This is a genomic window from Fulvimarina pelagi HTCC2506, from assembly GCF_000153705.1.
Lineage (GTDB): Bacteria > Pseudomonadota > Alphaproteobacteria > Rhizobiales > Rhizobiaceae > Fulvimarina > Fulvimarina pelagi.
In genome coordinates, this window is record NZ_DS022272.1 from 3,166,112 (window position 1) to 3,191,294 (window position 25,183).

Consider the following 25,183-nt stretch of genomic DNA (forward strand, 5'->3'; position numbering starts at 1 on the left):
AATCTGTCTAATTCTGTTTCTTTGAAAGTATTCTAATGTAGAGAAGGAGTATTATCCCGCGAGCCTCACCAGCCTGTGAAGCGCGAAGACCCGCGTAATGTTGACATAAACAATCTTCTTCATGCAATCCTGCGTCGGCATGCGCCCACGGGCGCTCACCCGATAAGGAAACTGCATGACCTTCTTCCCGTCGAGCGCCGCCGCTCTTCCGCGCGCGTTGATGGCAGCCCTCGTATTCATCGGCGCTTTCGGCCTAGCTGCGCCAGCCTTCGCTCAGGGCGCCGAAGACGCCGAAACGCTGACGGTCGAGACCTATCGGGGTGATGTGACCGTGCCGCGAACGCCGGAAACCGTCGTCGTCTACGACCTATCGGCCCTCGATACGCTGGATGCGCTCGGCATCGAGATCGACGGGGTGCCCGACGCGCCATATCCGGACAGGCTCTCGAGATTCGGGAAGGGTGGTCCAACCAAGGTCGGCACACTGTTCGAGCCTGATCTCGAAGCCGTCAATGCGCTTCAGCCGGACCTCATCGTGACCGGCGGCCGCTCCAGCGACAAGACCGACACCCTTTCGGGCATTGCGCCGACCATCGACATGACCGTCGACGAGGGCGACTATCTGGAAAGCGCCATCGACCGCACCGAGGCCCTTGCGGCGATTTTCGGCAAGAGCGAAGAGGCCGGCGAAGCCATCGCCAAGCTCCGGGCTTCGATAGAAGATCTGCGCAGCAGAGCGCAGGACGCCGGTACGGGACTCATCCTCCTCACAACCGGCAACAAGGTGAGTGCTTTCGGCCCCGGCTCCCGCTTCGGGATCCTCCACGACGCCTACGGCATCGCGCCTGCGGACAGCGGATTCGGCGAAGGCAATCACGGCGAGGCGGTGTCGTTCGAATACATCGCTGAGACAAATCCCGACTGGCTCTTCGCCATCGATCGGGACGCGGCGATCGGACAGGGTTCGGCCGCCGCTCTTCTAGACAACGAACTCGTGCGCGGCACCACCGCCTGGTCGACGGGCCAGGTCGTCGATCTCGATCCGGGCGACTGGTATCTCGCCGCCTCCGGCCTGCGTGCGATGCAGAGCGCCGTCGACCAGGTGAGCAAGGCCCTTTCTCAAGAAGGCTCTTAGGAGTGCGGCAGTCACAGCGCGGGTGAGGCGCCGTAACGAGGTGTGCGGTAGGGACCGCATGCCTCGTTCGATTTCGTACTTCTGGGTTCGTGTGTACGGCGAACCGCGCGACGCCCCCCCACTTCGATCCCGACTGGCCAAAAACAAATGTCCCATCGTTCGATCCTCACGACGGCCGGCGTCCTGCTCTTTCTTCTCGCCATTACGAGTCTCGCCGTCGGGGCCGGCGATCTGGGTTTCCCTGCTCTTCTGTCGGGTGAACTGTCGGTGGATCAACTCCAGCTTCTCTTCGTCAGCCGGTTCCCGCGCACCTTCGCGGTACTCCTTGCGGGGGCTGGCCTCGCAGTCGCCGGACTCATCATGCAGATGCTGAGCTCCAACCGCTTCGTGGAACCCTCGACCGTCGGCGTCACGGAATCGGCGAGCCTCGGCATGCTGGCGATCACGCTCCTTGCCCCGGCGACGCCCGTCTTCGGCAAGATGCTTGTCGCCGCTGGCTTCGGTCTTCTCGGCGCGGGGCTCTTCATGGCGATCCTCGCCCGGCTGAAGCTGCACTCCGGCCTTCTCGTGCCGCTTGTCGGCCTGATCCTCGCCGGGATCATCGGCGCAGGCGCCCAGTTCATCGCTTATCGCTTCGACCTGATGCAGTCGCTCGGGGCGTTGATGCTCGGCGACTTCTCCATGGTGCTTGCGGGACGCTACGAACTCCTCTGGATCGCCCTCGGCCTCGTTGCGCTGGCGATCCTCTTCGCCGACCGCTTCACGCTCGCCGGCATGGGGCGGGACGTCGCCGTCGGTCTCGGACTCTCCTACGGCCAGACCGTCTTTATCGGCCTCGTTCTCGTCTCCCTTGTCTCCGCGGTCACCATGGTCTCGGTCGGGGCGATCCCCTTCGTCGGGCTCGTCGTGCCGAACCTCGTCTCGATGGCCGTAGGCGACAACGGCCGAAAGACCGTGCCCTATGTCGCGCTCGGCGGCGCCGGGCTCGTCTGCCTCTGCGACATTATCGGTCGCGTGGTACGCGCGCCCTACGAGATCCCCGTCGGGACGACCATGGGCGTGGTCGGCGCCGTTATCTTCCTCGCGCTCCTCTTCGGACGGAGAACGGCGCATGGCTGAAGCGAGCACCCTCGTGGACCGTGCGATCGGCAGAGTACACGATCGGAACGTACAGCCGACATGCACGAGCGATGGCGGCTTTGCCGAGAACCGCACGATGCTCCTCGCCCTTACCGCTCTCGCACTTCTTGCAATTGGTCTTTTCATGACCCTCGGCGCTCGCGGCTCCTGGGCGTTCGTCCTCTCCTATCGCGGCACCAAGCTCGCCGCCATAGTCCTCGTCGGCCACGCGATCGCGGTCTCGACGGTCCTTTTCCAGACGATCTCGGCGAACCGCATCCTCACGCCCTCGATCATGGGCTTCGACTGGCTCTACCGGCTTCTCCAGACGGCCCTTGTCTTCTCCGCAGGGGCGGCCTTCACCGTGACGATCGATTCGGTCCTGCTCTTCGCGGTGGAGACGGCGATCCTCGTCGGCTTCGCCTGCCTTCTCTACGGCACGCTGCTCTCGAGCCACGCGCGCGACATCCACCGCCTCCTTCTCATCGGCTTCGTCCTCGGCGTTCTATTCCGCTCGCTCGCCGAGCTCATGCAGCGATTGATCGATCCGAACGATTTCGTCGTCCTTCAGGACCTGATGTTTGCAAGCTTCAACACCGTCGACGTGTCCCTCCTCGGAGTCGCGGCCTTGGTGATCGGGGCCGCAACGCTCGCGACGGCGCGCCTTCTGCCTACGCTGGACGTTCTGGCGCTCGGCCGCGACACCGCCATCTCGCTGGGAATCGCCCATCGCCGGACGACGCTTCTGGTGCTCGCGCTCTGCGCGCTCTTCGTCGCCGTCTCCACCGCGCTCGTCGGACCGGTCACCTTCTTCGGCCTCCTCGTCGCAAGCCTTGCCCGAAGCCTCGTCGGCTCGCGCCGACACGCCGTCATGCTTCTCGCCGCCAGCCTTTGCGCGGTGATCGCCCTTGTCGGCGGACAGACGATCCTCGAGCGCGGCCTCGGCTACAATTCGGCCCTCGGCATGGTGGTCGAATTCGCGGGCGGCATCGTGTTCCTCGCGCTTCTCCTCAAGAAAGGCACCGCATGATCGAGGCCGCCGGCATCTCCAAACGCTATGGCCGCTCACTCGTCGTCGACGACGTCGACCTCGAGCTGCCCGCTTCGGGCCTCACCGCGATCATCGGTCCGAACGGCGCGGGAAAATCCACTCTTCTTTCGATGATCGCGCGGCTCCTGCCGATGGATGCAGGGCAGGCGCGCGTGGCCGGGCTCGACGTGGCGAAGGCGCCAAGCGACGAACTCGCCCGCCGTCTCGCGATCCTGCGCCAGGAGAACGTCGTTGTCTCACGCCTTACGGTCCGCGACCTCGTCGGCTTCGGCCGCTTTCCCCATTCGAGGGGACGGATGTCGGCGGCCGACCGGGAGAAGGTCGAGGAGGCGATCGGCTTTCTCGGACTTCACGAATTCGCAGAACGCTTTCTCGACGAGATGTCGGGCGGCCAGCGCCAGCGTGCCTTCGTCGCCATGGCCCTCGCGCAGGACACCGACGTCATCCTCCTCGACGAACCGCTCAACAATCTCGACATCCGCCACGCGGTGGAGATCATGCGCCTGATGCGCCGCGCCGCCGACGAGCGCGGCAAGACGGTGGTCGTCGTGATTCACGACATCAACTTCGCGGCCGCTTATGCCGACCGCATCGTCGCCATGAAGAACGGCCGCATCGCCTGTCAGGGCCCGGTGCGCGAGGTGGTGACCGAGCCTATCATCGGCGAGATCTTCGGCCTCGCGGTGATTGTTCGCGAGATCGACGGCCAGGTGACCTGCCTTTTCCAAAAGTGAACCCGGTCTGCTGAACGGGGAGGGACAACCCAAACCGTAGAAACTGACGCCATCCCGCTCGTAAGTACGACTTCCGCGAATAACCACGAGGCCTACACTGAGGCGATGATGTATTGTTCTAGTTCAACGCAAATGCCGAAACGAAGACAGGCGTTATACGCAGTCGCTGACCGATCGGGAATGGCCTGCACCGGGTTTCTGACTGAAACTTCTACGAGGACGCGTTGCGTATGAAGACCGTTGCCGGCTCTGCCGTTTTAGGCATGAACCGGCATATCGACGAGTAAGTTCGACGCCTTTCGCAGCGCTAGGGGTTGATCGAATGCGAGCGAGAAACCGCGAACTGAGATAAGGGATTCTCCAAACCCGTTATCGCAGTTATCGAGCTCAATTACTTCGCTGGGCATCCGTGAAGCTCTGCTTGACGCTCGTCGCCCTGCACGCTTATAGACGGCTGGTCCGAAGACTCCGTTTCACTTGGCGGAACTGCAGTCTCACAGGGGCGCGTAGCTCAGCGGGAGAGCACCTCGTTCACACCGAGGGGGTCACTGGTTCGATCCCAGTCGTGCCCACCACGTGGCCTCATCAACGTTTTCCGTCTTCAAGTCGGCTCACGATCAAGTGGTCGTTTCAGTCTCGACTGAAGCCCTGTTGCGCGAGCATCCATCGCTTGCGATGCCTACATAGGCAGGCTCAACCCACTTCGTGACCCTTGTTCCTGCCAATCTGGCTGTAGCTCTCATTCCTCTCTGAGCGCCCGTTGCATCTGATCGGTGAAGGGTTTGACGAGATAGGAAAGCGCGGTTCGCTCCTTGGTTTGGAGGAAAACTTCCACCGGCATGCCGGGGACGAGAGACCTGCGGCTGATTACGGTATCGTCCGGGATCCCAATGGTTGCCAGATAGTAGGCTTGGCCTGTTGCCTGATCGAGGCTCGCCGCCGCGCCGACGATCTCCACGGTTCCGGCGATTTCCGGAGTGGTGTGCTGGTTGAAGGCTGAGAAGCGCAATTTCGCGGTTTGGCCTGGCTCGACCTGATCGATATCGACGGGCGAGAGGCGTGCTTCGACCACAAGCTCCTCACCCTCTGGCACGATCGTCATGACCGTTTCGGCGGACGCGATGACGCCCCCGATGGTGTGCACCCGCACTTCGTTCACAATGCCGCTGATTGGCGCCCGCAGATCCATCCGGTCCATCCGGTCGAGCGCTGCGACCGCCCTTTCCCGAAGCTCAGCAATTTTGCCCTCCACATCGCGCAATTCTCGCTGGGCATCGGTACGAACCTGCTGGTCGAGCTCAATTATCTTCAGTTCCGACTCACTGATCTGTCCCCGGACCCGAGCAATGTTCGCGGCGATCTCGCCGGTCAGACCGTCCAGGCGAGCAATGTCGCGCTCCAGCGTTCGAGTTCGACTGGCTTCGACCACCTGCCTGCGAACGAGCGGCATCAGGCGATCGAGATCGTCGGCGACGAGCGCGCGTTCGGCAGCGTTCGATTGCTGCTGGGCTTCCAGCGCCCGTATTTGTTCCGCAAACTGATCGATCTGCGCCTGCAACTGCTTGCGCTGTGCGTCCCGCGTCGCGCGGTTGTCACCGAACAGCCGCTGCTCGCCCTTAAGAATTGTTTCTGAAATCGTGTTTCCTTCGGCATCCCGTTCGACCACGACCTCAGCCGCACCGTCACGTTCGGCGATCAGACGCGCCTTGCGACCGCGAAGCTCTGCAAGCTGCGAGCGCAGCACTCCAAGTTCGGCCCTCGTCTGGGTTTCGTCGAGGCGCAGCAACACATCTCCGGCTTCGATCGTCGATCCCGGTTCGACGAGGATTTCCTTGATGATCCCGCCGTCGCGATGCTGGACTTCCTTTACCTGGGTCCGGACGGTGACCTGGCCCTGCGCGATGACAGCCCCGGACAGTTTTGCCTGGACGGACCAACCACCGCAGCCAACGACCAGCAAAATCGCGAAGGTGCTTGCGAGAAAGACCCGCGAGCCGATTCCGAAACTCTTGTCGCGAGGACGTCGGACTGCCGGAGCCGTGTTGTTGGCGGATTTGGTCATTGTCGTGTCCTCCTAGATGCCGGGACGTTCCTCAGCGGGTCACGCCGCCTCTCCGGCCCGGTGTCGTGTCAGGTCTGGTTCTCGAAGTTGCGTTCGGCCAGGATGAAGTCGGCAGCAGTCAGTTCATGCCGGCCGTCCAGAACGATCTCCGCGTCTGCTTCCGGATCGGAATCCAGTTGCGCGATGATGACCGTCTGTTCTCGCCCGTCGTCGAGCAGCCGATGTCTGAATGTCAGGGATCCGATGTCTTCGATGCTCTCGGTACACGCGCCGGCGAAGAAGAGCTTGCGGCTGCCGAAGTCGTCGCTTTCGATGTCGATACGCGAGAGGTCGATCCGATCACCGGGCCCGAAGTCGCGAATACGGTCGCTCGGTCCGCCATCATTGCTGAGGGCCTCGATCTTGCGGAAGACGAAGATATCATCGCCGCCATTCCCGACCATCACGTTGACGTCGGCGTCCGCGACCAGGCGGTCGTGACCGCGGCCGCCGACAACATTTTCGATCTCGAAGAATTGCGCCTCTTCCTGATCGGCGATCCAGAGGGTGCCATTCGGAAGATCGATCAGCGAATCGAGGATCAGATCCCCGAGATCGAGGGTATCCGAACCTTCGCCCCCTCGATATTCGTCGACGACGCCGTCGGAGATCGCATAGAAGTGGTCGTCGCCCTCACCGCCGTACAGGTAGTCGATCCCCGCGTCGTCACACAGAGCATCATTGCCTTCGCCGCCATGCAGAACGTCGTCGCCAACGCCTCCTTCGAGGATGTCGTCGCCTCCACCGCCGTAGAGCCGGTCATTGCCGGCGCCGCCGTCGAGTTCGTCGTCGTTGGCGCCGCCATAAAGCGTATCGGTGCCGTCTCCACCATCGAGAATGTCGTCGCCTCCACCGCCGTACAAATGGTCGTCGCCTTCGTCGCCGTCGAGTTCGTCGTCGCCGGTGCCGCCATACAGGGTGTCGTTGCCAACGCCCCCTTCGAGGATGTCGTCGCCCTCATCACCGTAGAGCCGGTCATTGCCGCTGCCGCCGTCGATTTCGTCGTCGTTGGCGCCTCCATGAAGCGTATCGGTACCGTCTCCACCATCGAGAATGTCTTGGCCTTCGTCGCCGTAGAGATGGTCGTCGCCGTCGTCGCCACGAAGACGATCGTTTCCACTGCCTGCGAGGAGGACATCATTGCCGAGGCCGCCGTGAAGCGAGTCTTCGCCTGTGCCCCCCTCTAGGACGTCATCGCCGGCATCGCCGTAGAGTGCGTCGTCACCGCTGCCACCGTCGAGCGCGTCGTTGCCGGCGCCCCCATACAGGGTGTCGTTGCCAGCGCCGCCGTCGAGCACGTCGTCACCCTCTTCGCCATAGAGGATGTCATCGCCGTCTTCGCCGAACAGAACGTCATTCCCTGAACCGCCGAAAAGGATATCGTTGCCAGCGCCACCGTAGATTGTGTCGTCGCCATCTCCTCCGATCAGACGATCGTTGCCGCTGCCGCCGTAAATGACATCGTTGCTTTCGCGCCCGTAGATGATGTCGTCGCCGCCGCGACCGTCCATCACATCGACAAGAGGAGTGCCAAGCAGAATGTCATCGCCATCGGTGCCGACGATCTCATTGTCCGTGCCGGGAAGTATGCGCAAATGCGCAATTTGCTGGACCGCTTCGGTTCCATCGGAGACGTCGTAGCGGAAGACGATCGGTGCCACCGAGTTCTCGTCCGGTGTGAATAGCCAACGCTCGAGCCCGACCCGGACCAATTCCCCTCCATCCGCAACCAGGTTTCGGACGATGAGCGTGTCTCCGTCAGCGTCGCTCGCCCCCAGCAGAAGCATCGACATCGTGATGGTGACCGAGACATTCATCCGACCGTCGTTCAGGTAGACAGGCCCCAACAGAACCGGACGACGGTTCGTGCGCCCCGGAGGCGTGAGGATGTCGTCCTCGTCATCTTCCTCCGGATCGCTCGTTCCTCCGCCACCGTTTGCGGGTGGGTTGCTGGGATGGGTCGGTTGCGGCTCGGTGGGCCCGACCTCTACCGGGGGAGGGAAAGGAATCCCATTCTGACCCCCGTCCGAAGGTACGGGTGAGCCAGATGGATTGCCACTCGAAGGGGCCGAAATTCCGTTCGGAATGTTAGAGGACAATGACGGCGGCAGATCGCCGCTCTCCGACACGCCATTGACGGCACTTCTTGCGCTCTGGTTCAGGAATGTATTGGAACCGAGAGCATTGTCCGAAGACAGAAACGAGAGCGCCGCGCTCGAACCATTCACAGGAGACGCAGTCGCGCGCCCGGACAGAGAATCGAGATAATCGATGATCCGGACTACGTTCTGCGCTGTCGCCTCGTCGGATCCATCGACCGAAGGCGCAGTGACAGCTTGCTCCGGGGTTGGCTCCTGTTGCGGATCTGGCGAGCCGTTCGGCGTCTCCTCGTCAGCAACAGTTTCCTCGCGGTCGCTGAAGATCTTGCCGAGGATCCAGAAGAAACCACCCATGATGAAGGGGAGCACCGATATCGATCGAAACTTCGTCGTCGGTTCGTTGGCCTCGAACCGGGTCTTCGGTGCTTCTGCCTCGTCGCCCCGAGGTATACCGATCCGAAGGGGTTGTTCCATCTCGACCTCCCATCACTTCGAAGGTGAGGCCACGGCGCGGGCGGCATTGGCGGCAGCGCCGCCGTGAATAGACGGGAAGGGGGTTGGTCTCGCGGCGGCTCCAAGAATATCATTCTTGGGCCCGAACGCTGTCAGCTTACCGTTCTGAACGACTGCGACGAGATCCACCGCAGCCAACGCACTCGGACGATGCGCAATGACGACCGCCAAGCCGCCTCGTTCGCGCACGGCCTTGATGGCCTCGGTGAGCGCTGCTTCCCCTTCTGCATCGAGATTGGAATTCGGCTCGTCGAGAACAAGGAGAAACGGATTGCCGTAGAGCGCACGAGCCAGGCCGATCCGCTGCCTTTGTCCGGCGGAGAGAGAGGTGCCGTTCGGACCGAGTTCGGTTTGGTAGCCTGCAGGCAAGCGCACAATCATCTCGTGGACACCCGCTACCCTGGCGGCCGAGATGATGGAGCCCGGATCGGCCTCGGGATCGAACCGCGCGATGTTTTCGGCAATAGTGCCGTCGAGCAGCGCGACGTCTTGGGGCAGATATCCAATGCTCTGGCCCAGTACGTCGGGGCGCCATTGATCGAGATCGGCATCGTCAAGGCGCACATGGCCCCTGAGAAGCGGCCAGACCCCGACGAGCCCCTTCGCCAGTGACGTCTTGCCACCACCGCTCGGGCCGATCAGTCCGAGGGCCTGACCTGCCTTGACCTCGAAGGAGACGTCGCTGACGAGGATCGCGCCAGTTGCCGGGGCAACTATTGTGATGTTCTCGACCTTTATCGACTTTGTCGGGGCGGGAAGCTCGAGAAACTTACTGTCGTCGTCCATGGCTTCTATAGTCTCCTGAAGACGATCGAAGCTGCGCCGTGCCGACACCATGTTCTTCCATTGGCCAAGGATCACGTCGATTGGCGCAAGTGCCCTGGCAGAAGCCACCGAACAAGCGATGATCGCACCGGCCGACAGGTCACCTTGGATCGTGAGATATGCGCCGAGACCCAGAAGCGCCGACTGCAGCATCATGCGCAGGACCTTCGACAGCCCGGCGAAGGAGCCCGAGATGTCGCTCGTGCGAGTCTGAAGCTGCAGATGCTTCTCGTTCGCCGCCTCGAAGCGCGCCACCGCGCGTCCTGCAAAGCCCATGGCGCGCAGGATATCTGCGTTCCGGGCGTGGCAGTCGGCCAGATTTCCGCGCTGGACGGCGGCCTTCTGCACTTCGGCGGCCGAGTTCTTCGTCAACGCTCCGGTCAGAGTTGTCAGTGCGATCAAGACGAGAGCGCCCGCGCAGGTCAGAAGGCCCAGAAGCGGGTGGAGCATGAACACGAAGATAAGAAACAAAGGCATCCACGGCAGATCGAAGAGCGCGCCGGGTGCCGGGCTCGCCACGAAATTGCGCACTGTGTCGACATCGCGGCCGCGCTCCAGCGCTTCCGTGGTCGAGTAGCCGTAGCGGGGCATCTCAACGACCACCTCATGGGCGAGAGGGGCTAGACGCGCATCCATCCGCGCGCCGAAGCGGATCAGGATTTGTGATCTCAGGACATCGAAGAAGCCTTGGAAGAGATAAAGGCCGATGGCCAGGACCGAGATCGCGACAAGCGTCGGTACACTACCGCTCGTCAGAGCTCGGTCATAGATCTGAAGCATGTAGAACGCGCCGGTGAGCGCCAGCACGTTGATGACCCCTGAAAGGAGAAGGAGGAAGATCGCAAGGCCCCGGTAGCGACCGATCTTCTCGGTCATGAGGGCCTTTCCGCTCTTCAGTTTTTTGCGCTTCTTCGCCATGGCACCGGTGTCCCACCCAAGAAGTCCCCGCCCAATCTTTCACAAACCGGCACATACGCATCGCGCGAAGTCTTCGGCCGTGCTGGCGCTGGGCGCCGGACATGTTTCCTGAAGATCGGGGGCGACGTCGCGACGCCCCCGAAAGGTTCGTCGCCTCGTCAGCTGACGCCGTTGAAGTCGGAGGCTGTCAGATTGTGCCGGCCCGTCAACGCGATGCTGAAGTCGTCGGCGCTATCGTCACTCAAATGCGCGGTCACGACCGTGTACTCGCCATCGTCACGCGTCTCATGCGTCACCATGACCTGGCCGATAGCCGTGAAGCCACCGCTCACCAGCGAGAAGCTTTGATCCCCTGCCTCCCCGGTGTTGGCGTCGATGCCGGAAAGGTCGATCGTGTCGCCCGGTTGGAAGCCGACGATCGTGTCACCGTTTGCGGCCGCGGCGGAGTTGAAGACGAATGTGTCATTCCCACCGCCGCCATCCATGACGTTCACAACGTTCGATGCGATGATCGTATCGTCGCCGGATCCGGCGACCACGTTCTCGAAGCCGAAGATCGTGTCCGTACCGCTGGCCGCACTTGCAACGCTACCATGCTGCATGACGCCACTGCCCAGGTCGACGGACAGACCGCCGATGATCGCGGCGAGATCGAGGGTATCCACACCCGCTTCGCCCCAGTAGACATCGTCGCCGTCGTTCATCTTCGCGATGACCCGGTCGTCGCCGGCTCCGAGATAGACGGTGTCGGACCCGGCGCCGCCCTCCGCGACGTCATTGCCCTCTCCGGCGAAGATCCGGTCGTCGCCGCCGTCGCCGAAGATCATGTCATCTCCGCCGTCGCCGAACAGATCATCAGCTCCGGCACCGCCGAAGATGACGTCTTTGCCGTCACCGCCCTTCACGAGGTCGTTGCCGTCGCCGCCCAGGAGCGTGTCATCACCTGCTTGGCCGAGGATCAAGTCGTCACCCTCGAGCCCGGACAAGACGTCGGCCCCGGCCTCCCCGACCAGAAGGTCGGCACCTGTCGTTCCCAGCCTGCCGGTCTCGCCCGAAGAAGCTGGCGGCGGGTTGGTCGTGCCGTCGCCGTCTCCGCCATCGTCCGTGCCGGTGCCGTCGTCGTCTCCATCGTCGTCCGTACCGGTGCCGGTGCCGTCGTCGTCTCCGTCGTCGTCCGTACCGGTGTCGACGTCGTCGTCATCTTCATCGTTGTCGTGGTCGTCGTCGTCGTCCCGATCCTCATCGTCGTCGAGGTCGGCAACGAATATATCCTCGGGAAGACCTGTCAGGCCGGTGTTCCGCGCCACGATGTCGGAGAAGTCCTGACCGTCCACGAAGGTCTCGTAGAAGTCGAAGTTGTCGAAGCGGTCGAGATAATAGAACCGGTCACCTTCCTGCAGCCGGTCGAACTGCTCGTGCAGCACCACCCAGAAGGTCTGGCCGACTATTCCGTCCATCACGTGCTTCTCGGCGAGACCACCGACCCACAGATCCACACGGTCGATGCCGCTGACGATCTTGCTGCCGTTCGGCCCGTCCATAAGAGCGATGTCGGGGTTGACCGCGACGAAGGCGGCGATCTCTTCCGGCGTCGACAGGACGAGGTCCGGATAGGCTTCCATCATCTGCGCGATGATGTCGTCACTCAAGCCATTGCGTACCTGGAAGTCTTCCCAGGACGTATAGGGGTCGAGGTTGCCGGCGAGTTCCACCGCCTCCTTGATATAGGGATCGTTGGAAGCCTTCAGATCAGCGCGGACCTGGTTCAGCGTGCCCAGCCCGATGTCCCAGCCGCGAGCGACGTTGAAGGAGAACAGGTCGGCATTGATCCGAACGAGGTCGTTGCGGATCGCATCGACGATGTTGAAGTCCACCTCCTCGGCCGGCTGAATGGCGGTACCGCTCAGATCGCGCCCACACCAAGCTGTGCGTAGCCCGGCTGCGGCACGTAGCCCGGAGGCAGCGGACCCGTGAAGGCACCCGCCTCGTTGGTCGGATTGAGGACGCGTCGAAGAGGGCGACCTCTCGCGGCTGCCCGTCCGGGCCAATGACGGTCATGGTCTGGCCGACCAGCGAATGGCCCACGCGGTAGACCGCGGCTGCGAACTCGTGGGAGATGCGGGCATCGACGTCGGGGTTGTACTCGTCGTGGCCGTGGCTGCCGCTGCCTCGGATGCCGCCGATCAGGAAGTCGGCGAATTCATCGAAGACGACGCGCTGGTACTCCGCCTCATTGAGCATCTTGGCGGCCTGGAAGAACTCTTCCGACGTGCCCTCGAAGCCAGCCTCCATGAGCGTTTCGACGTGGAAGTTATGGTTGCGCGCCCACACTGTGTGCATCGAGGTGAGTGCGAAGTTCTCGTTCGCCCGCCCGTCGCCGGCGATGTAGTGGTCGAGGAGATTGATGAACGGGTTGGTGTCGAGGAGCAGCGGATAGCCTCCGCCCATGAAGTCCGACACCAGATGGTTCACGACGTCCGGATCGTAAGCGCCCGTTGCCTCGTCGAAGAGGTTGCCGGTGACGCCTTCCGAGATCGGGAAGTCGGTGAAGTATTCCCGGAAGCTGATCGCCCCGTTCGGCAGCGAAGGATCCCGGAAGATCGTGTTCGCTTCCCAATGATGCTCGATCAGCTCACGCAGCGTCGGCAAGAGCCGGATTCGGGATTGGACGGGTCGTCGGCACCGGCCAGCAGCCGCATGCCGAAGCCCTGAGCACCGTCGCTCTCCCTGAGGAACTGGCCGACGAGCTCGTTCGAACCGTATGCCTGGTTCTGATCGACGAAGGGCGAAGCCTTGTTGAGATGCTGCGGGATCCCGTTTTCGTCGATCACATGCACCTTGCCGCGTGTGAGGTCGGCCGGATTGTCGACGCCTGGGGCGCGGGCCGAACCGGGCCCGCCGATCTCGATCACTCCGTTCAGAGAGTCTTTGGGCAAGAAGTCGAGGCCGTGGTCGAAGTACTGGCCGAACGCCATGAAGAAGGTGTTTGCGCCCGACTTCGCTGGCGCCAGATCAGCTTCCTGAACGCCGAGGATGTTGCTGATCTCGCGTGGGTCGAGCCCAGCGAAGATCGGGTTGACGGCCCGGTTGTTGATCGTTGCGTCGTATTCGCCGTAGCGGGCCTCGGTCAGGCGAATGAAGACTTCGTCCGCCGAGCCGAATTCCGGGTTGTTCTCGTTGTTGTTGCGGCCGAGCAGTTCGCGTACCCCGGCAGCGCCTTCGGTGTCGTCGTCACCCTCAAAGGCCGGACGACCATTGACCAGATTCTTCAGTCCTTCAAGGTCGCGGGCAGTCAAGGTGAAAGCGCCGCGGTCGTCCGTGCCGTCGCCGTCTCCGCCATCGTCCGTGCCGGTGCCGTCGTCGTCTCCATCGTCGTCCGTGCCGGTGCCGGTGCCGTCTCCATCGTCGTCCGTACCGGTGCCGGTGCCGTCGTCGTCTCCGTCGTCGTCCGTACCGGTGTCGACGTCGTCGTCATCTTCATCGTTGTCGTGGTCGTCGTCGTCGTCCCGATCCTCATCGTCGTCGAGGTCGGCAACGAATATATCCTCGGGAAGACCTGTCAGGCCGGTGTTCCGCGCCACGATGTCGGAGAAGTCCTGACCGTCCACGAAGGTCTCGTAGAAGTCGAAGTTGTCGAAGCGGTCGAGATAATAGAACCGGTCACCTTCCTGCAGCCGGTCGAACTGCTCGTGCAGCACCACCCAGAAGGTCTGGCCGACTATTCCGTCCATCACGTGCTTCTCGGCGAGACCACCGACCCACAGATCCACACGGTCGATGCCGCTGACGATCTTGCTGCCGTTCGGCCCGTCCATAAGAGCGATGTCGGGGTTGACCGCGACGAAGGCGGCGATCTCTTCCGGCGTCGACAGGACGAGGTCCGGATAGGCTTCCATCATCTGCGCGATGATGTCGTCACTCAAGCCATTGCGTACCTGGAAGTCTTCCCAGGACGTATAGGGGTCGAGGTTGCCGGCGAGTTCCACCGCCTCCTTGATATAGGGATCGTTGGAAGCCTTCAGATCAGCGCGGACCTGGTTCAGCGTGCCCAGCCCGATGTCCCAGCCGCGAGCGACGTTGAAGGAGAACAGGTCGGCATTGATCCGAACGAGGTCGTGCGGATCGCATCGACGATGTTGAAGTCCACCTCCTCGGCCGGCTGAATGGCGGTACCGCTCAGGATCGCGCCCACACCAAGCTGTGCGTAGCCCGGCTGCGGCACGTAGCCCGGAGGCAGCGGACCCGTGAAGGCACCCGCCTCGTTGGTCGGATTGAGGAAGGCGTCGAAGAGGGCGACCTCTCGCGGCTGCCCGTCCGGGCCAATGACGGTCATGGTCTGGCCGACCAGCGAATGGCCCACGCGGTAGACCGCGGCTGCGAACTCGTGGGAGATGCGGGCATCGACGTCGGGGTTGTACTCGTCGTGGCCGTGGCTGCCGCTGCCTCGGATGCCGCCGATCAGGAAGTCGGCGAATTCATCGAAGACGACGCGCTGGTACTCCGCCTCATTGAGCATCTTGGCGGCCTGGAAGAACTCTTCCGACGTGCCCTCGAAGCCAGCCTCCATGAGCGTTTCGACGTGGAAGTTATGGTTGCGCGCCCACACTGTGTGCATCGAGGTGAGTGCGAAGTTCTCGTTCGCCCGCCCGTCGCCGGCGATGTAGTGGTCGAGGAGATTGATGAACGGGTTGGTGTCGAGGAGCAGCGGATAGCCTCCGCCCATGAAGTCCGACACCAGATGGTTCACGACGTCCGGATCGTAAGCGCCCGTTGCCTCGTCGAAGAGGTTGCCGGTGACGCCTTCCGAGATCGGGAAGTCGGTGAAGTATTCCCGGAAGCTGATCGCCCCGTTCGGCAGCGAAGGATCCCGGAAGATCGTGTTCGCTTCCCAATGATGCTCGATCAGCTCACGCAGCGTCGGCAAGAGCCGGAATTCGGGATTGGACGGGTCGTCGGCACCGGCCAGCAGCCGCATGCCGAAGCCCTGAGCACCGTCGCTCTCCCTGAGGAACTGGCCGACGAGCTCGTTCGAACCGTATGCCTGGTTCTGATCGACGAAGGGCGAAGCCTTGTTGAGATGCTGCGGGATCCCGTTTTCGTCGATCACATGCACCTTGCCGCGTGTGAGGTCGGCCGGATTGTCGACGCCTGGGGCGCGGGCCGAACCGGGCCCGCCGATCTCGATCACTCCGTTCAGAGAGTCTTTGGGCAAGAAGTCGAGGCCGTGGTCGAAGTACTGGCCGAACGCCATGAAGAAGGTGTTTGCGCCCGACTTCGCTGGCGCCAGATCAGCTTCCTGAACGCCGAGGATGTTGCTGATCTCGCGTGGGTCGAGCCCAGCGAAGATCGGGTTGACGGCCCGGTTGTTGATCGTTGCGTCGTATTCGCCGTAGCGGGCCTCGGTCAGGCGAATGAAGACTTCGTCCGCCGAGCCGAATTCCGGGTTGTTCTCGTTGTTGTTGCGGCCGAGCAGTTCGCGTACCCCGGCAGCGCCTTCGGTGTCGTCGTCACCCTCAAAGGCCGGACGACCATTGACCAGATTCTTCAGTCCTTCAAGGTCGCGGGCAGTCAAGGTGAAAGCGCCGCGGGTGGCCTCGAGGCCGACAACCTCGCCGGTTGCCAACTTGAACGTTGGGATGCCATTCGAAGGGAAGCTCACCGTATGGCGCCCGTTCGACAGGGTGGTCATTCCATCTTTTTCAATCAAAGCGTAGTCCGACATCTCGGACCCTGGAGCCAGTTCGATTACGTCCTGCGGGCGTAGTGTCCCGATAACCGTGTCCTTGCCTCCATTGGATTTGAACACGATGCGGTGCGCTGACTGCAGGTTCGTGATGTCGACCGTGTCATCGCCGGCCTGGCCATCGATCGTGATCGTGTTGAGCGCCAGCGAGGTCGTGCTGAAGTCGCCGAAAATCTGGACCGCATCGCCGCGGGCCTCGCCCGCACCGCCGATCGGCCGCGTATTGATCTCCAGCTCTTCGACATTCCTGACCAGAGCAATTCGATCTGCGTTTGTGTCAGCTGCACCGTTGATCGTGCGTGTGATGACGATTTCGGTGGCTGCGCCTCCGGGGTTCAGGCCTGCCGCAATCGCAGCATCGCGAGTGTAGATGCGGAATGTCTCCGCGAGTGCCTCATCACCGTTCACCGACAAGGCGTCAGTCCCGCCGCCGCCGTTGACCACGTCGCGGCCGTCGCCGGTAAACCAGAACACGGTGTCGTCTCCCGCGCCGCCGTTTACGGTGTCGTTACCGCGTCCACCTGCGAGGGTATCATCGTCCCCGTTACCGTTCAGGAGATCGGCACCGCCGTCGCCAAGGAGCAAGTCTCTCCCGCCGCCGCCGCGGATGGTGTCGGCTCCCCCGAGACCACGGATCGTATCGTCGGCTGCTGTGCCATCGAGCTCGTTGTCCTGTCCGTTGCCCCGCTGGAAGTCGGCGATGCGGTTTTCGGCCTGCCGGATGGTCAGCTCCTCACCGTCGTCGAACCGGATGCGCTCGATGTCGATGAACTCGTCCTCGATTGCGCCGATCGCCGTTTCAAGGCTGCCGGTCGGCGTCAGGAAGAACTCCGCATCCGCCGCGTTGTAGTCCACGACTGCCGTGTCGACCCCGTCGCCCCCTTCGAAGACGTTGTTCCCGCCGCCTCCGATAAGAGTGTCGTCGCCGCCCTGACCCGCAAGCAGGTCGTCGCCGGCGCCGCCGTCGAGCGTGTCTTCGCCCGAGAGGCCGACGATGACGTCGTCACCGGGGGTTCCGACGATATTGTCCATGCCGTCCGAGCCGACGAAGGCCGTCACGAAGCCTGCGTTTACGGGGTCGCTCATGTCGATCGCATGCGATCCAACAAAGAGCAGGTCGCCGTTGGCGTCCGTCAGATCCGTCGCCGGATCGAGCGGCTCCGAAGGTTCGGTCACGACTGTCGTCCGCCGGCCCGCGCCATCGGTATAGGTGATCGCCGCGCGGACCCGCTCGCCGTCCAGCCCGATGACAGGGTCGCCATCGGGGGTGAACGTCACACCGGCCGCCAAAGCGTCGACGAAGACGCCGCTGCCCGCGGGATCCTCGATCTGCCATGCCACAGTGAAGTTGGTGATCGCACCGCCATTCTCGTTGTCTGAGTCGGTGACACCGGCAAGCGAGCCATCGGCATTGGTCGCCACTCGGATCGGCAGACCCGCCTGGAAGACCAGTTCGCCGTCGACATTGGTCAGCGCCTGAAGCGTCGGCGTGCCCTCCGGCAGGTTATCGAGCCCGGCCTCGCGGTCGATGGTGGCATCGGCGAACTCAAGACGCTCGATCCCCCTCAGATAGTCTGTGCCGTCGATCCCGACGGTCACGCCGTCACCGGCGAGGGGATCGATGTGACGGATCTCGACGAAGCCGTCGCCGTCCACGTCGCTGAAGTTCTGGCCGCCGACGCCGGCGCCCTCGATCACGTATTCCGAGATGTTGCCGCGAAAGACGGCGGTGTCGAAGCTCGAGGCCGCATCCCCTTCATCATTCAGGATTTCGCGGACGATGTGCATGTTGGTCGGTGCAATCGTGCGATCGATGAGCATCTCGAAGACCGACCGACCAACCCATGCCTGCTGCGCGGTGTTGGCATCGACATCCGCCTGCGAGAAGACGTGACGCATGGTGGTCACGGTCCCCAGCTCTTCCTGCGTCTCAGGATCGCGGATGCTGATCCGGACGTTCAGCCACCGGTCGCCATCGATGACGTCGTCGCCACCATTACCCTGGATGCGGTCGTTGCCCCGGCCGCCCATAATGAAGTTTCCGCTGTCCCAAGAGATAGCCTGCTCAAGATCGTCCGCCGTCATACCGGTCGGAGCATTTTCGATCAGATCGCCGAGCCACTCCCTGAGACCGTCGATCCGGTCGACGCCGGCTTGGCTCAGGCCGTCACCGAAGAATGTCGCCTCGTTGGCAGCGACGGTCGCAAAGTCGACGATCTCGTCCGGTACGGCATCCGCGGAGGTTCGCTCGTCGCCGAACAGCTGGTCGTCGCCGTTCCAGCCCGAAAGGCCTTCGACCTTATCGAACCGGTTGCGCAGAATGTCTTCCTCCTCGGTCGTGAAGATTCTGATCCGCATGTCGGCATAGGCGTCACGCACATTGCCCTGGAAGGAGACCCAGTCGAAGCCGAACATGCCCTCGTTGCGCATGACGCTTTCGCCCTGAACCATGATGTCGTCGCCCGATTCGGCGTCGAAATCATGCTCGTCCGAGCCTGCGAACATGACGTCGTGACCGAGGATGCGCGAGTTGAAGAACAGCTCGGAATTATCGCCCGCGGTCGTGTCGAAGCCTTTACCGGCCTCGATCCAGTCGTCGCCCTCGTTGCCCAGGAGGAAATCCGCGCCTTCGCCGCCGACGATGAAGTCATCGCCTTCGCCGCCGAAGACCTCAGACGCGTCTGCGCCGAGGAAGATCGCGTCCTTGCCTTCGCCGCCCATCAGGACGTCGAGACCGTTGGCGGTAGCCATCACGTCGTCGCCTTCGTCGCCCTTCAGGAAGTCGCCTTCGTCGCCGGCGTCCAAAATGATGTCGTTGCCGTAGCCGCCGTTCACCAGGTCGACGCCGAAGCCGCTCTCGATGTAGTCGTCGCCGGCGTCGCCCCAGATCGCGTCGTCGCCGTCGTCGGTGATGATCGTGTCGTCATCGTTGGTGCCGCCGACAACGATGTGCTCGCCACCGGTGAACTTGATGTAGTTGGTCTCCACCTCCGAAGTCGTCAGATCGTCACGCAGGACCTTCTTGCGGCCAAGCGCCTCGAGGATCGGGTCGTTGCCCTCCGGATCCTCGATCAGCTGATTCGCCTTGTTGACCTCGAGGACGAAGTCGTAGTCGGCGAAGACGTCGATCCCGATGTGGTGCGGGGTAACGTCGTCCTCGGTCCCCTTGATGCCGTCCGGTCCGGGCAGCGTGAGGTTGGTGTTCGCCATGATGATCTTGGCGAACGCGTTCTCTTCCAGCTCGTTGAGCAGGTTCTGTCCCTGCGTCCGCGTCAGATAGTAGAACCGGTCGCCGAACTGCAGCGCTTCCATCTGCGCCTCGAAGATGGCCGAGAAGGTCGACCCCAGCATGCCGCCGAAGGGCATGATGCGTTCAGCCAGGCCGCCGACCCAGAGATCGATCTCGTTCAGACCATTGTTCGCGGCGTTCCATTCGCCGCGCGACAGCATGAAGTCGAGCCGATCGGTATCGTTCAGGCTCTCGCTGCCGAACACCAGGTCGAACGCAGCGGCGCGCTTGTCAGCAAGCGTCGTAGCCCCGGTAACCGTCTCATGCAGGCCGTATGCCGCGATGAGGTTTACGACCGTCATAGGCGTCTTCAGGTTTTGGGCAAGGTCCGCCCAGCTCTCGTAGGGCTTCAGCCAGACCGAGTTGGTCTGCCCGTAGAGCTCGGCCCGGGCGTCGTTGAACGTTGGCATCCCGGTCTCACGGCCACGCGCGATGTTCAGCGCCGGCAGGTCGAGCGGCAGGCCAAGCAGGTTGCTCCGCAGCGAACTCACGACGTACTCGTCGATCGCACTTCCGCGCTCAGTCGTCATGCCGCGAACGATTGCCGCCGCGGCCTCGTCGGCCGATATCTCGTTGTCGTTCCCATCGCGCTTGAAGACGTCCGGGTTGAGAAACGCCTGGATGAGACCCATGTCGTCGGTCGACACTTCACCCGTGGTCTCGTCGACGAACACGCGCGGCATGTTGTCGGTCAGCATCGAGTGGCCGAACCGGTACACGACGTTCGCGAACTCGGCGAAGATCGCCGGGTTGATGTCGGTCACCGCGTTGAAGACGAACGGGTCGATGTTCGGATTGATCTTCCGGCCGAACTCTTCGAACACGAGGTGCTGGTACTGCATCTCGGTCGCGAAGCGCGCAGCCTGGAACAGACGCTCACCGTCCCACGACAGCGTCGCGATCACCGCCGGGTCCGTCGGAACCTCGCTGACGTCGACCGCCAGCCACTCGTTCAGCATTTCGAGGTCGCCGGTTTCGAGGATCGTCTTCTTCTGATCTTCGACCTGTCGGTTGTGCTCGGAGTGGAACACATGGTGGACCGAAGTCAGCGCGATGTTCTCATTGCCGCGCCCATCGCCCGTGATGAAGTGGCGGCCGAGAAGCTCGGAGTCATAAGTACCTTCCGCCTTCAACAATCCGGTTTGGCTGTCGACCGGGTTTGCAGCGTGGGCGATGTCGTCAAGGAAGGCGTGTCCGATCCGGACCGCGCCGGTCAGCGAGCCGTCCTCCGATTGCACCGTGAAGGTGTTAATCGGGTTTTCCGGATCGCCCTCGACGACGATGTCGTCGGCAGTGTTCGGGATCCCGTCCGGCCCGACGCCCAGCACGACCTGCGGGAAGCCGTTCGGTCCGCGGACGAACTCGCCGTAGGCGTCGGTCAGGATCAGCGGGATGCTGACGGCGTCGCCGTCGGCAAGGGCGATGCCCAGCTTCTCGGCCGCCTGCACCTTCACTTCGGCCCAGGTCGCCAGTCCGCCGTTCGCGCCGTCCAGCAGGTGGCCGGTCGAAATCGGCCTGCCGTCAACCATCTCGTATTCACGGACGAAGACCTGGTGCGAGGCGTGCGAGGTATAGGTCTGGTTCTGGTCGACGAAGGGCGTTGTGACGTTCTTCCCCTCCGTCATGCTGCCGTCCGGCCCCTCGGTCGGTGTCGAGCGCGTCAGCACCATGAATTGCATGTGCGGCGGCACCTGGCCCGAGACAACGAGCGGGTCATCCGCCTGAAGCGGGATGAAAACGGTACCGTTGCCACCTTTGGTGATGAGGTCGAGGCCATGATCGAAGAACTGGCCGAAGAAGGTCATCCATGCGTTGAATGGCGCCGAAATGCCGTCATCCGGAGCGATGTTCGGCAGGGTCGCCAGATCCTCGTCGGTGATCTCGATGCGATTCCCGCTCGATGCGCTCAGCTCGACGTTGTCGATCAGCGCCTGACCACCACCGGTATGGGAGATCTCGACACGAAGCTCCGAGCCGACATGGGCGGCAAGCTGTGCCTCGCTAGCCGACAGGTTGACGTCGGCCCATGTGCCGTCGGCCGGCGCCGGCAAGTTCACCTGCGAGACGACGGTGGCGTTGCCAAGCTCGTCGATGGCGACGAGGCGGGCGACGCCTGTTGCGAGCGGATTGTCGCTGCGGTTGCCAAAGCGGAAGGACAGCGAATGGCTGGTGTTGTCGCCTATCGTACCAACGTCCTGAGACAGTACCGCGCCACTCTGGAACCAGGCCACGTTCTCGCCCGTCATTCCCGCTTGGTCGATAACGAAATCGGTCGGCGCAAACGTGCCGCCGCTGCCGGTCAGAGCCCAACCGACCGGCGCGCCAAGCGTCCAGTTTCCGCGAACTGCATCCTCGTTGACGTTGGGTTCGCCGTTGGCCAGCGATTGCTGGTCGAAGCCGGCGTTCAAGACGTCGAGCTCGACGGCGCCTTCGCCCGGCAGAACCGGGATCATGTCTTCGCCGTGGATCTCGTGCCATGCAGCGACGGCGGCCTCGTTGTTGAACCATGCGTCGACGGCGGCCGGGTTGTTGACGCTCAGATCGACGACCAGGTTCGAGATGATCCGCGGATCGGCGTCGACGACGTGGCCGGGCTGACCGTAGTCCGTGTTGGTGACAAACTGAGTGGTCGGATTCGTCGGATCGCCGAGCGGCATCTGGTCGTTGTCCTCATCGTCACGGTAGTTGGCCGTGAGAAGGCGCGGCATCGCCTGGTCGGCGGCGCCCCAGTACTCACGACCCTCGATGAGGTTGTTGTACGATCCGTCGACGGTGCGCAGGCCATAGGGGACGTGCGGATCGGATATCGCGAGCTTGGCGCCCTCCGTTCCGCTCGGTACGATATTGCCTGCCGCGTCCACGTAAATCTCGGTAAGCGGAATTCCGGCGGCGTGCGCCTCAGCGATTTTGATCTGGCGGAGGATGAAATCGAGATCGTTCTTGTTAAGTTTAACGGCCATGATGAATTCTCCTCCCAGAGGAATTTTGAATAGACAAGCGAGTTCTATTGCTTCTCTGAATCAGAGAAGTCTGATGGAGAGGGAGCATCGAGCCGTGAACAAACTCGGTAACGGCTTCTACAACTGCACCATGACCCAACGGTATGAGGTCACATGAGCGGCTGATAGGTCGGAAAGTCTGACAATGATTCAGACTAAAGTCTGATGAAACTGTAGGCCCAAAGGCCGATGCAAATAGGATGCTTTTATGTTATGGGCGCTCGAATCTTCGATCCGCAATTATTGGAAGCGTCTTGGCCTGACAGGCCGTTTCGTGGTGGCGAGCACTTCGTGGACGCTCCTTGTCCTAATCGTGGCCGGTACCGCGCAAGCGCACCTTCTGCGAGAAAATCTAAGGGACGTAAGGACCGAGGTCGCCGTGACGTATATGCGGGGAATCATCGGCCCGTTCGTCGACGCCTTTCAAGCGGATGGCTCCGTCCCCGCGAACATCAAACGTGAACTTGACGAAGTTATCGAGAGCACGGGCCTTGCTCTGCAGATCGCTGACGTGAAGATCTGGCGTTTGGATGGAAGTCAAATCTACGGCTACAAAGATCTCGATCTGCACGCACGCGCTGACAGTGACGAGTTCCAAATGGCGGTCAACGGGGAGCTTGGTTCTGATTTCGAGGATGGCGACTCATTCGCAGGAACGGCCGATCTTCACGAAATCTACATTCCACTGAGAGATCGCGACGGGCAGGTCATCGCAGTAGGGGAATTTTATGAAGATTACGGTCGCGTAGACGCCATCGCGTTCGAGATATTATCCGGTTCCTGGGCAATCCGGTTAGCCGCGCTCGCAACCCTCGTCGCCATCCTTACTTTCATCGTGAGAGAGGCGGCGCGGACACTTCAGAAACAGCGCAGTGAAATTTCCTCCAATTATAGAAAGCGTTCTGCGCTCCTACTGCAGAATCGCAATCTCATCGCCTCTGCCGAAGAGGCTCATCGTCAAGCATTGAAGAGCGGTGAGAGACTTCTGAGCCAGATTGGATCTGAAATCCATGATGGACCAATCCAAGTTCTGACCTTAGCTGCTCTGCATGCTGGCTTCGAAAAGAAAGAGCAGGGTGGTGCACCTCGGGGGGAGAATAAGGTCGCAGACCTCATTCAGAGTGCCCTTAGCGAGTTGCGCCGGATATCACACGGGCTCATCTTGCCTGATATCGAGACACTGAACACCCAAGATACCGTGAGAACGGTGGTCGATCTCCATCAGCGCTTGACAGGCAGCGAGGTAAGGCTCTCGTTCAAGACTCTGCCCGAGGGCTTATCGCCAGAACTACGAGCATGCATGTACCGAGTGATACAAGAAGGCCTCAACAATGGCTACCGGCACGCTGGGGGGCGTGGACAAGCGGTTGAGGTCGGCTCAAGTGCCGGAAAGATCGAGATCACCGTGGAAAACGACGCCTTGGAGTCTTCCAGTTCAACGGACGCCGCTCGACCTCGTCTCGGTCTAAAGGGCATACGGAACCGGGTCCAGTCGTTTCATGGGTCTGCTGATTTCCGGATAGTGGATGGGCGGGCCATTCTCGAGATCGAGCTGCCGATGACCAGATCGAATGGTGACGTCAAAGCCCGTCAATGAAAGTTTGACGTGCGCTCCATGGCTGCTTTGGGAAGCAACCCCATTCGCTGTGCTCTCATCACCACCTCCAAGCGGTTACGCGCTTCCAGTTTCTGTATCAGCCCAGTCATGTAATGCTTTACGGTTTTCTCGCTAATGTTTAGCCGTATCGCTATGGTCTTGTTCGGAAGTCCTTCCGACAAGAATCTGATTATTTGTTCCTCGCGCAAAGAAAGATCAACACGCTTCCGCTGTGTTTCAGCCTTCTGGCGGAATGACTGAATCATCTTGCTCGATAGGGAGGGCGATACATACGTTTTCCCCGCTTTGATGTCCTCGACTGCGAGAAGAAGCTCTTCGAGAGAACTGCCTTTCAGAACGTAACCATCGGCTCCGGCGTCCAGCGCGGCTATTACGTGATCGACACGATCCGACGCCGTGAACATCACGATCTTTGTTTCGGGTGCTAGTCCGCGGGTGCGGACGATTGTCTTTAAAACATCGCCGGGCATCTGAAGATCGACCAGCATCACATCCGGTTCGACATGCATTGCTATCGAAAGGATCTCGCTCGCGGCAGTCCCGACGGCAGCGACTGCGTATCCATTTACACCGCCTACCAATGAGGCGAGCCCATCTCTCAACGTCGGATGATCGTCGATGATCGCAATCGACGTTAGTCCCATTTTCACGCTCCAATCACAACGCCGCGACCTGTTATCGCCCTACGTAAACGAAAAGTAAACTTGATTTAGCCACATTAGTTAACGGTGTCTCATAATGACACATATCGATGTGCTGGGACGACGGAAGCGACTTGGGCTAATCATAAGATTAGCGGAATCGGTAAACTCGATTGACTTGGTATTATATGGCAACTGCAAACGTGGCGTGACTGCGGATTATTGACACGGGGAAAGTAGCTTCTGCTGCTCTGGTCGAGAGGAAGCGCATGTCGACGTGACTGCGACACGCTTAAGACCTCGTTTCCTCAATTCCGGGTGGTAAGTTACGTCGTACTACTGGAACGGAGGTTTTTGGAATCGAGGCTGTAGCTCGATTGGTCAGGCCCATTCGGTAA

At 61.7% G+C, this 25,183-nt stretch carries 13 protein-coding genes and 1 tRNA gene; 6 read left to right on the forward strand and 8 right to left on the reverse strand.

Going from position 1 to position 25,183, the window contains the following annotated elements:
* Window positions 1-220: 220 nt before the first annotated feature.
* From FP2506_RS14770 to FP2506_RS14790, 5 genes are all read left to right on the forward strand, one after another.
* Window positions 221-1,135, forward strand: coding sequence for a siderophore ABC transporter substrate-binding protein (locus tag FP2506_RS14770; protein ID WP_202814210.1), 915 nt, complete (start codon window positions 221-223; stop codon window positions 1,133-1,135).
* Window positions 1,136-1,282: 147 nt separating this feature from the next.
* Window positions 1,283-2,254, forward strand: coding sequence for an ABC transporter permease (locus FP2506_RS14775; RefSeq protein ID WP_007068354.1), 972 nt, complete (start codon window positions 1,283-1,285; stop codon window positions 2,252-2,254).
* Between the two features lie 97 nt (window positions 2,255-2,351).
* Window positions 2,352-3,284, forward strand: coding sequence for an iron chelate uptake ABC transporter family permease subunit (locus FP2506_RS14780; RefSeq protein ID WP_040490028.1), 933 nt, complete (start codon window positions 2,352-2,354; stop codon window positions 3,282-3,284).
* Window positions 3,281-4,039 carry an iron ABC transporter ATP-binding protein gene (locus tag FP2506_RS14785; RefSeq protein ID WP_007068356.1) on the forward strand — a complete coding sequence of 253 codons (759 nt, stop codon included), beginning with the start codon at window positions 3,281-3,283 and terminating at the stop codon, window positions 4,037-4,039. The genes FP2506_RS14780 and FP2506_RS14785 overlap by 4 nt, the downstream gene beginning before the upstream one ends.
* A gap of 500 nt (window positions 4,040-4,539) precedes the next feature.
* Window positions 4,540-4,614, forward strand: a tRNA-Val gene (locus FP2506_RS14790).
* Between the two features lie 164 nt (window positions 4,615-4,778).
* Here FP2506_RS14790 and FP2506_RS14795 read toward each other — a convergent pair.
* The 7 genes from FP2506_RS14795 to FP2506_RS18130 form a co-directional block, all read right to left on the reverse strand.
* A complete protein-coding gene (locus tag FP2506_RS14795; RefSeq protein WP_007068357.1) occupies window positions 4,779-6,101 on the reverse strand; it encodes an HlyD family type I secretion periplasmic adaptor subunit in 1,323 nt (440 codons plus the stop codon).
* 68 nt (window positions 6,102-6,169) lie between these two features.
* On the reverse strand, window positions 6,170-8,713 hold the full coding sequence (locus FP2506_RS19540) for a calcium-binding protein (RefSeq protein ID WP_007068358.1): 2,544 nt from the start codon (window positions 8,711-8,713) through the stop codon (window positions 6,170-6,172).
* 12 nt (window positions 8,714-8,725) lie between these two features.
* A complete protein-coding gene (locus FP2506_RS14805) occupies window positions 8,726-10,495 on the reverse strand; it encodes a type I secretion system permease/ATPase (RefSeq protein WP_007068359.1) in 1,770 nt (589 codons plus the stop codon).
* A 158-nt stretch (window positions 10,496-10,653) separates the two neighbouring features.
* Window positions 10,654-12,120, reverse strand: a complete 1,467-nt coding sequence (locus tag FP2506_RS19545) for a calcium-binding protein (RefSeq protein ID WP_425277091.1) — start codon at window positions 12,118-12,120, stop codon at window positions 10,654-10,656.
* A gap of 124 nt (window positions 12,121-12,244) precedes the next feature.
* Entirely contained in the window at window positions 12,245-13,144 is a 900-nt protein-coding gene (locus FP2506_RS19550; RefSeq protein WP_007068361.1) for a peroxidase family protein, read from the reverse strand.
* Window positions 13,123-14,481 (reverse strand): peroxidase family protein, encoded by a 1,359-nt coding sequence (locus tag FP2506_RS19555; protein WP_007068362.1) that lies wholly within the window; start codon window positions 14,479-14,481, stop codon window positions 13,123-13,125. The genes FP2506_RS19550 and FP2506_RS19555 overlap by 22 nt, the downstream gene beginning before the upstream one ends.
* A gap of 53 nt (window positions 14,482-14,534) precedes the next feature.
* Window positions 14,535-22,487, reverse strand: coding sequence for a peroxidase family protein (locus tag FP2506_RS18130; protein ID WP_007068363.1), 7,953 nt, complete (start codon window positions 22,485-22,487; stop codon window positions 14,535-14,537).
* Between the two features lie 247 nt (window positions 22,488-22,734).
* Here FP2506_RS18130 and FP2506_RS14825 point away from each other — a divergent pair, with 247 nt between their 5' ends.
* On the forward strand, window positions 22,735-24,123 hold the full coding sequence (locus tag FP2506_RS14825; RefSeq protein WP_040489172.1) for a sensor histidine kinase: 1,389 nt from the start codon (window positions 22,735-22,737) through the stop codon (window positions 24,121-24,123).
* Here FP2506_RS14825 and FP2506_RS14830 read toward each other — a convergent pair.
* Window positions 24,117-24,788 carry a response regulator gene (locus FP2506_RS14830; protein WP_007068365.1) on the reverse strand — a complete coding sequence of 224 codons (672 nt, stop codon included), beginning with the start codon at window positions 24,786-24,788 and terminating at the stop codon, window positions 24,117-24,119. The two genes, FP2506_RS14825 and FP2506_RS14830, sit on opposite strands and share 7 nt — an antisense overlap.
* Window positions 24,789-25,183: the final 395 nt, after the last annotated feature.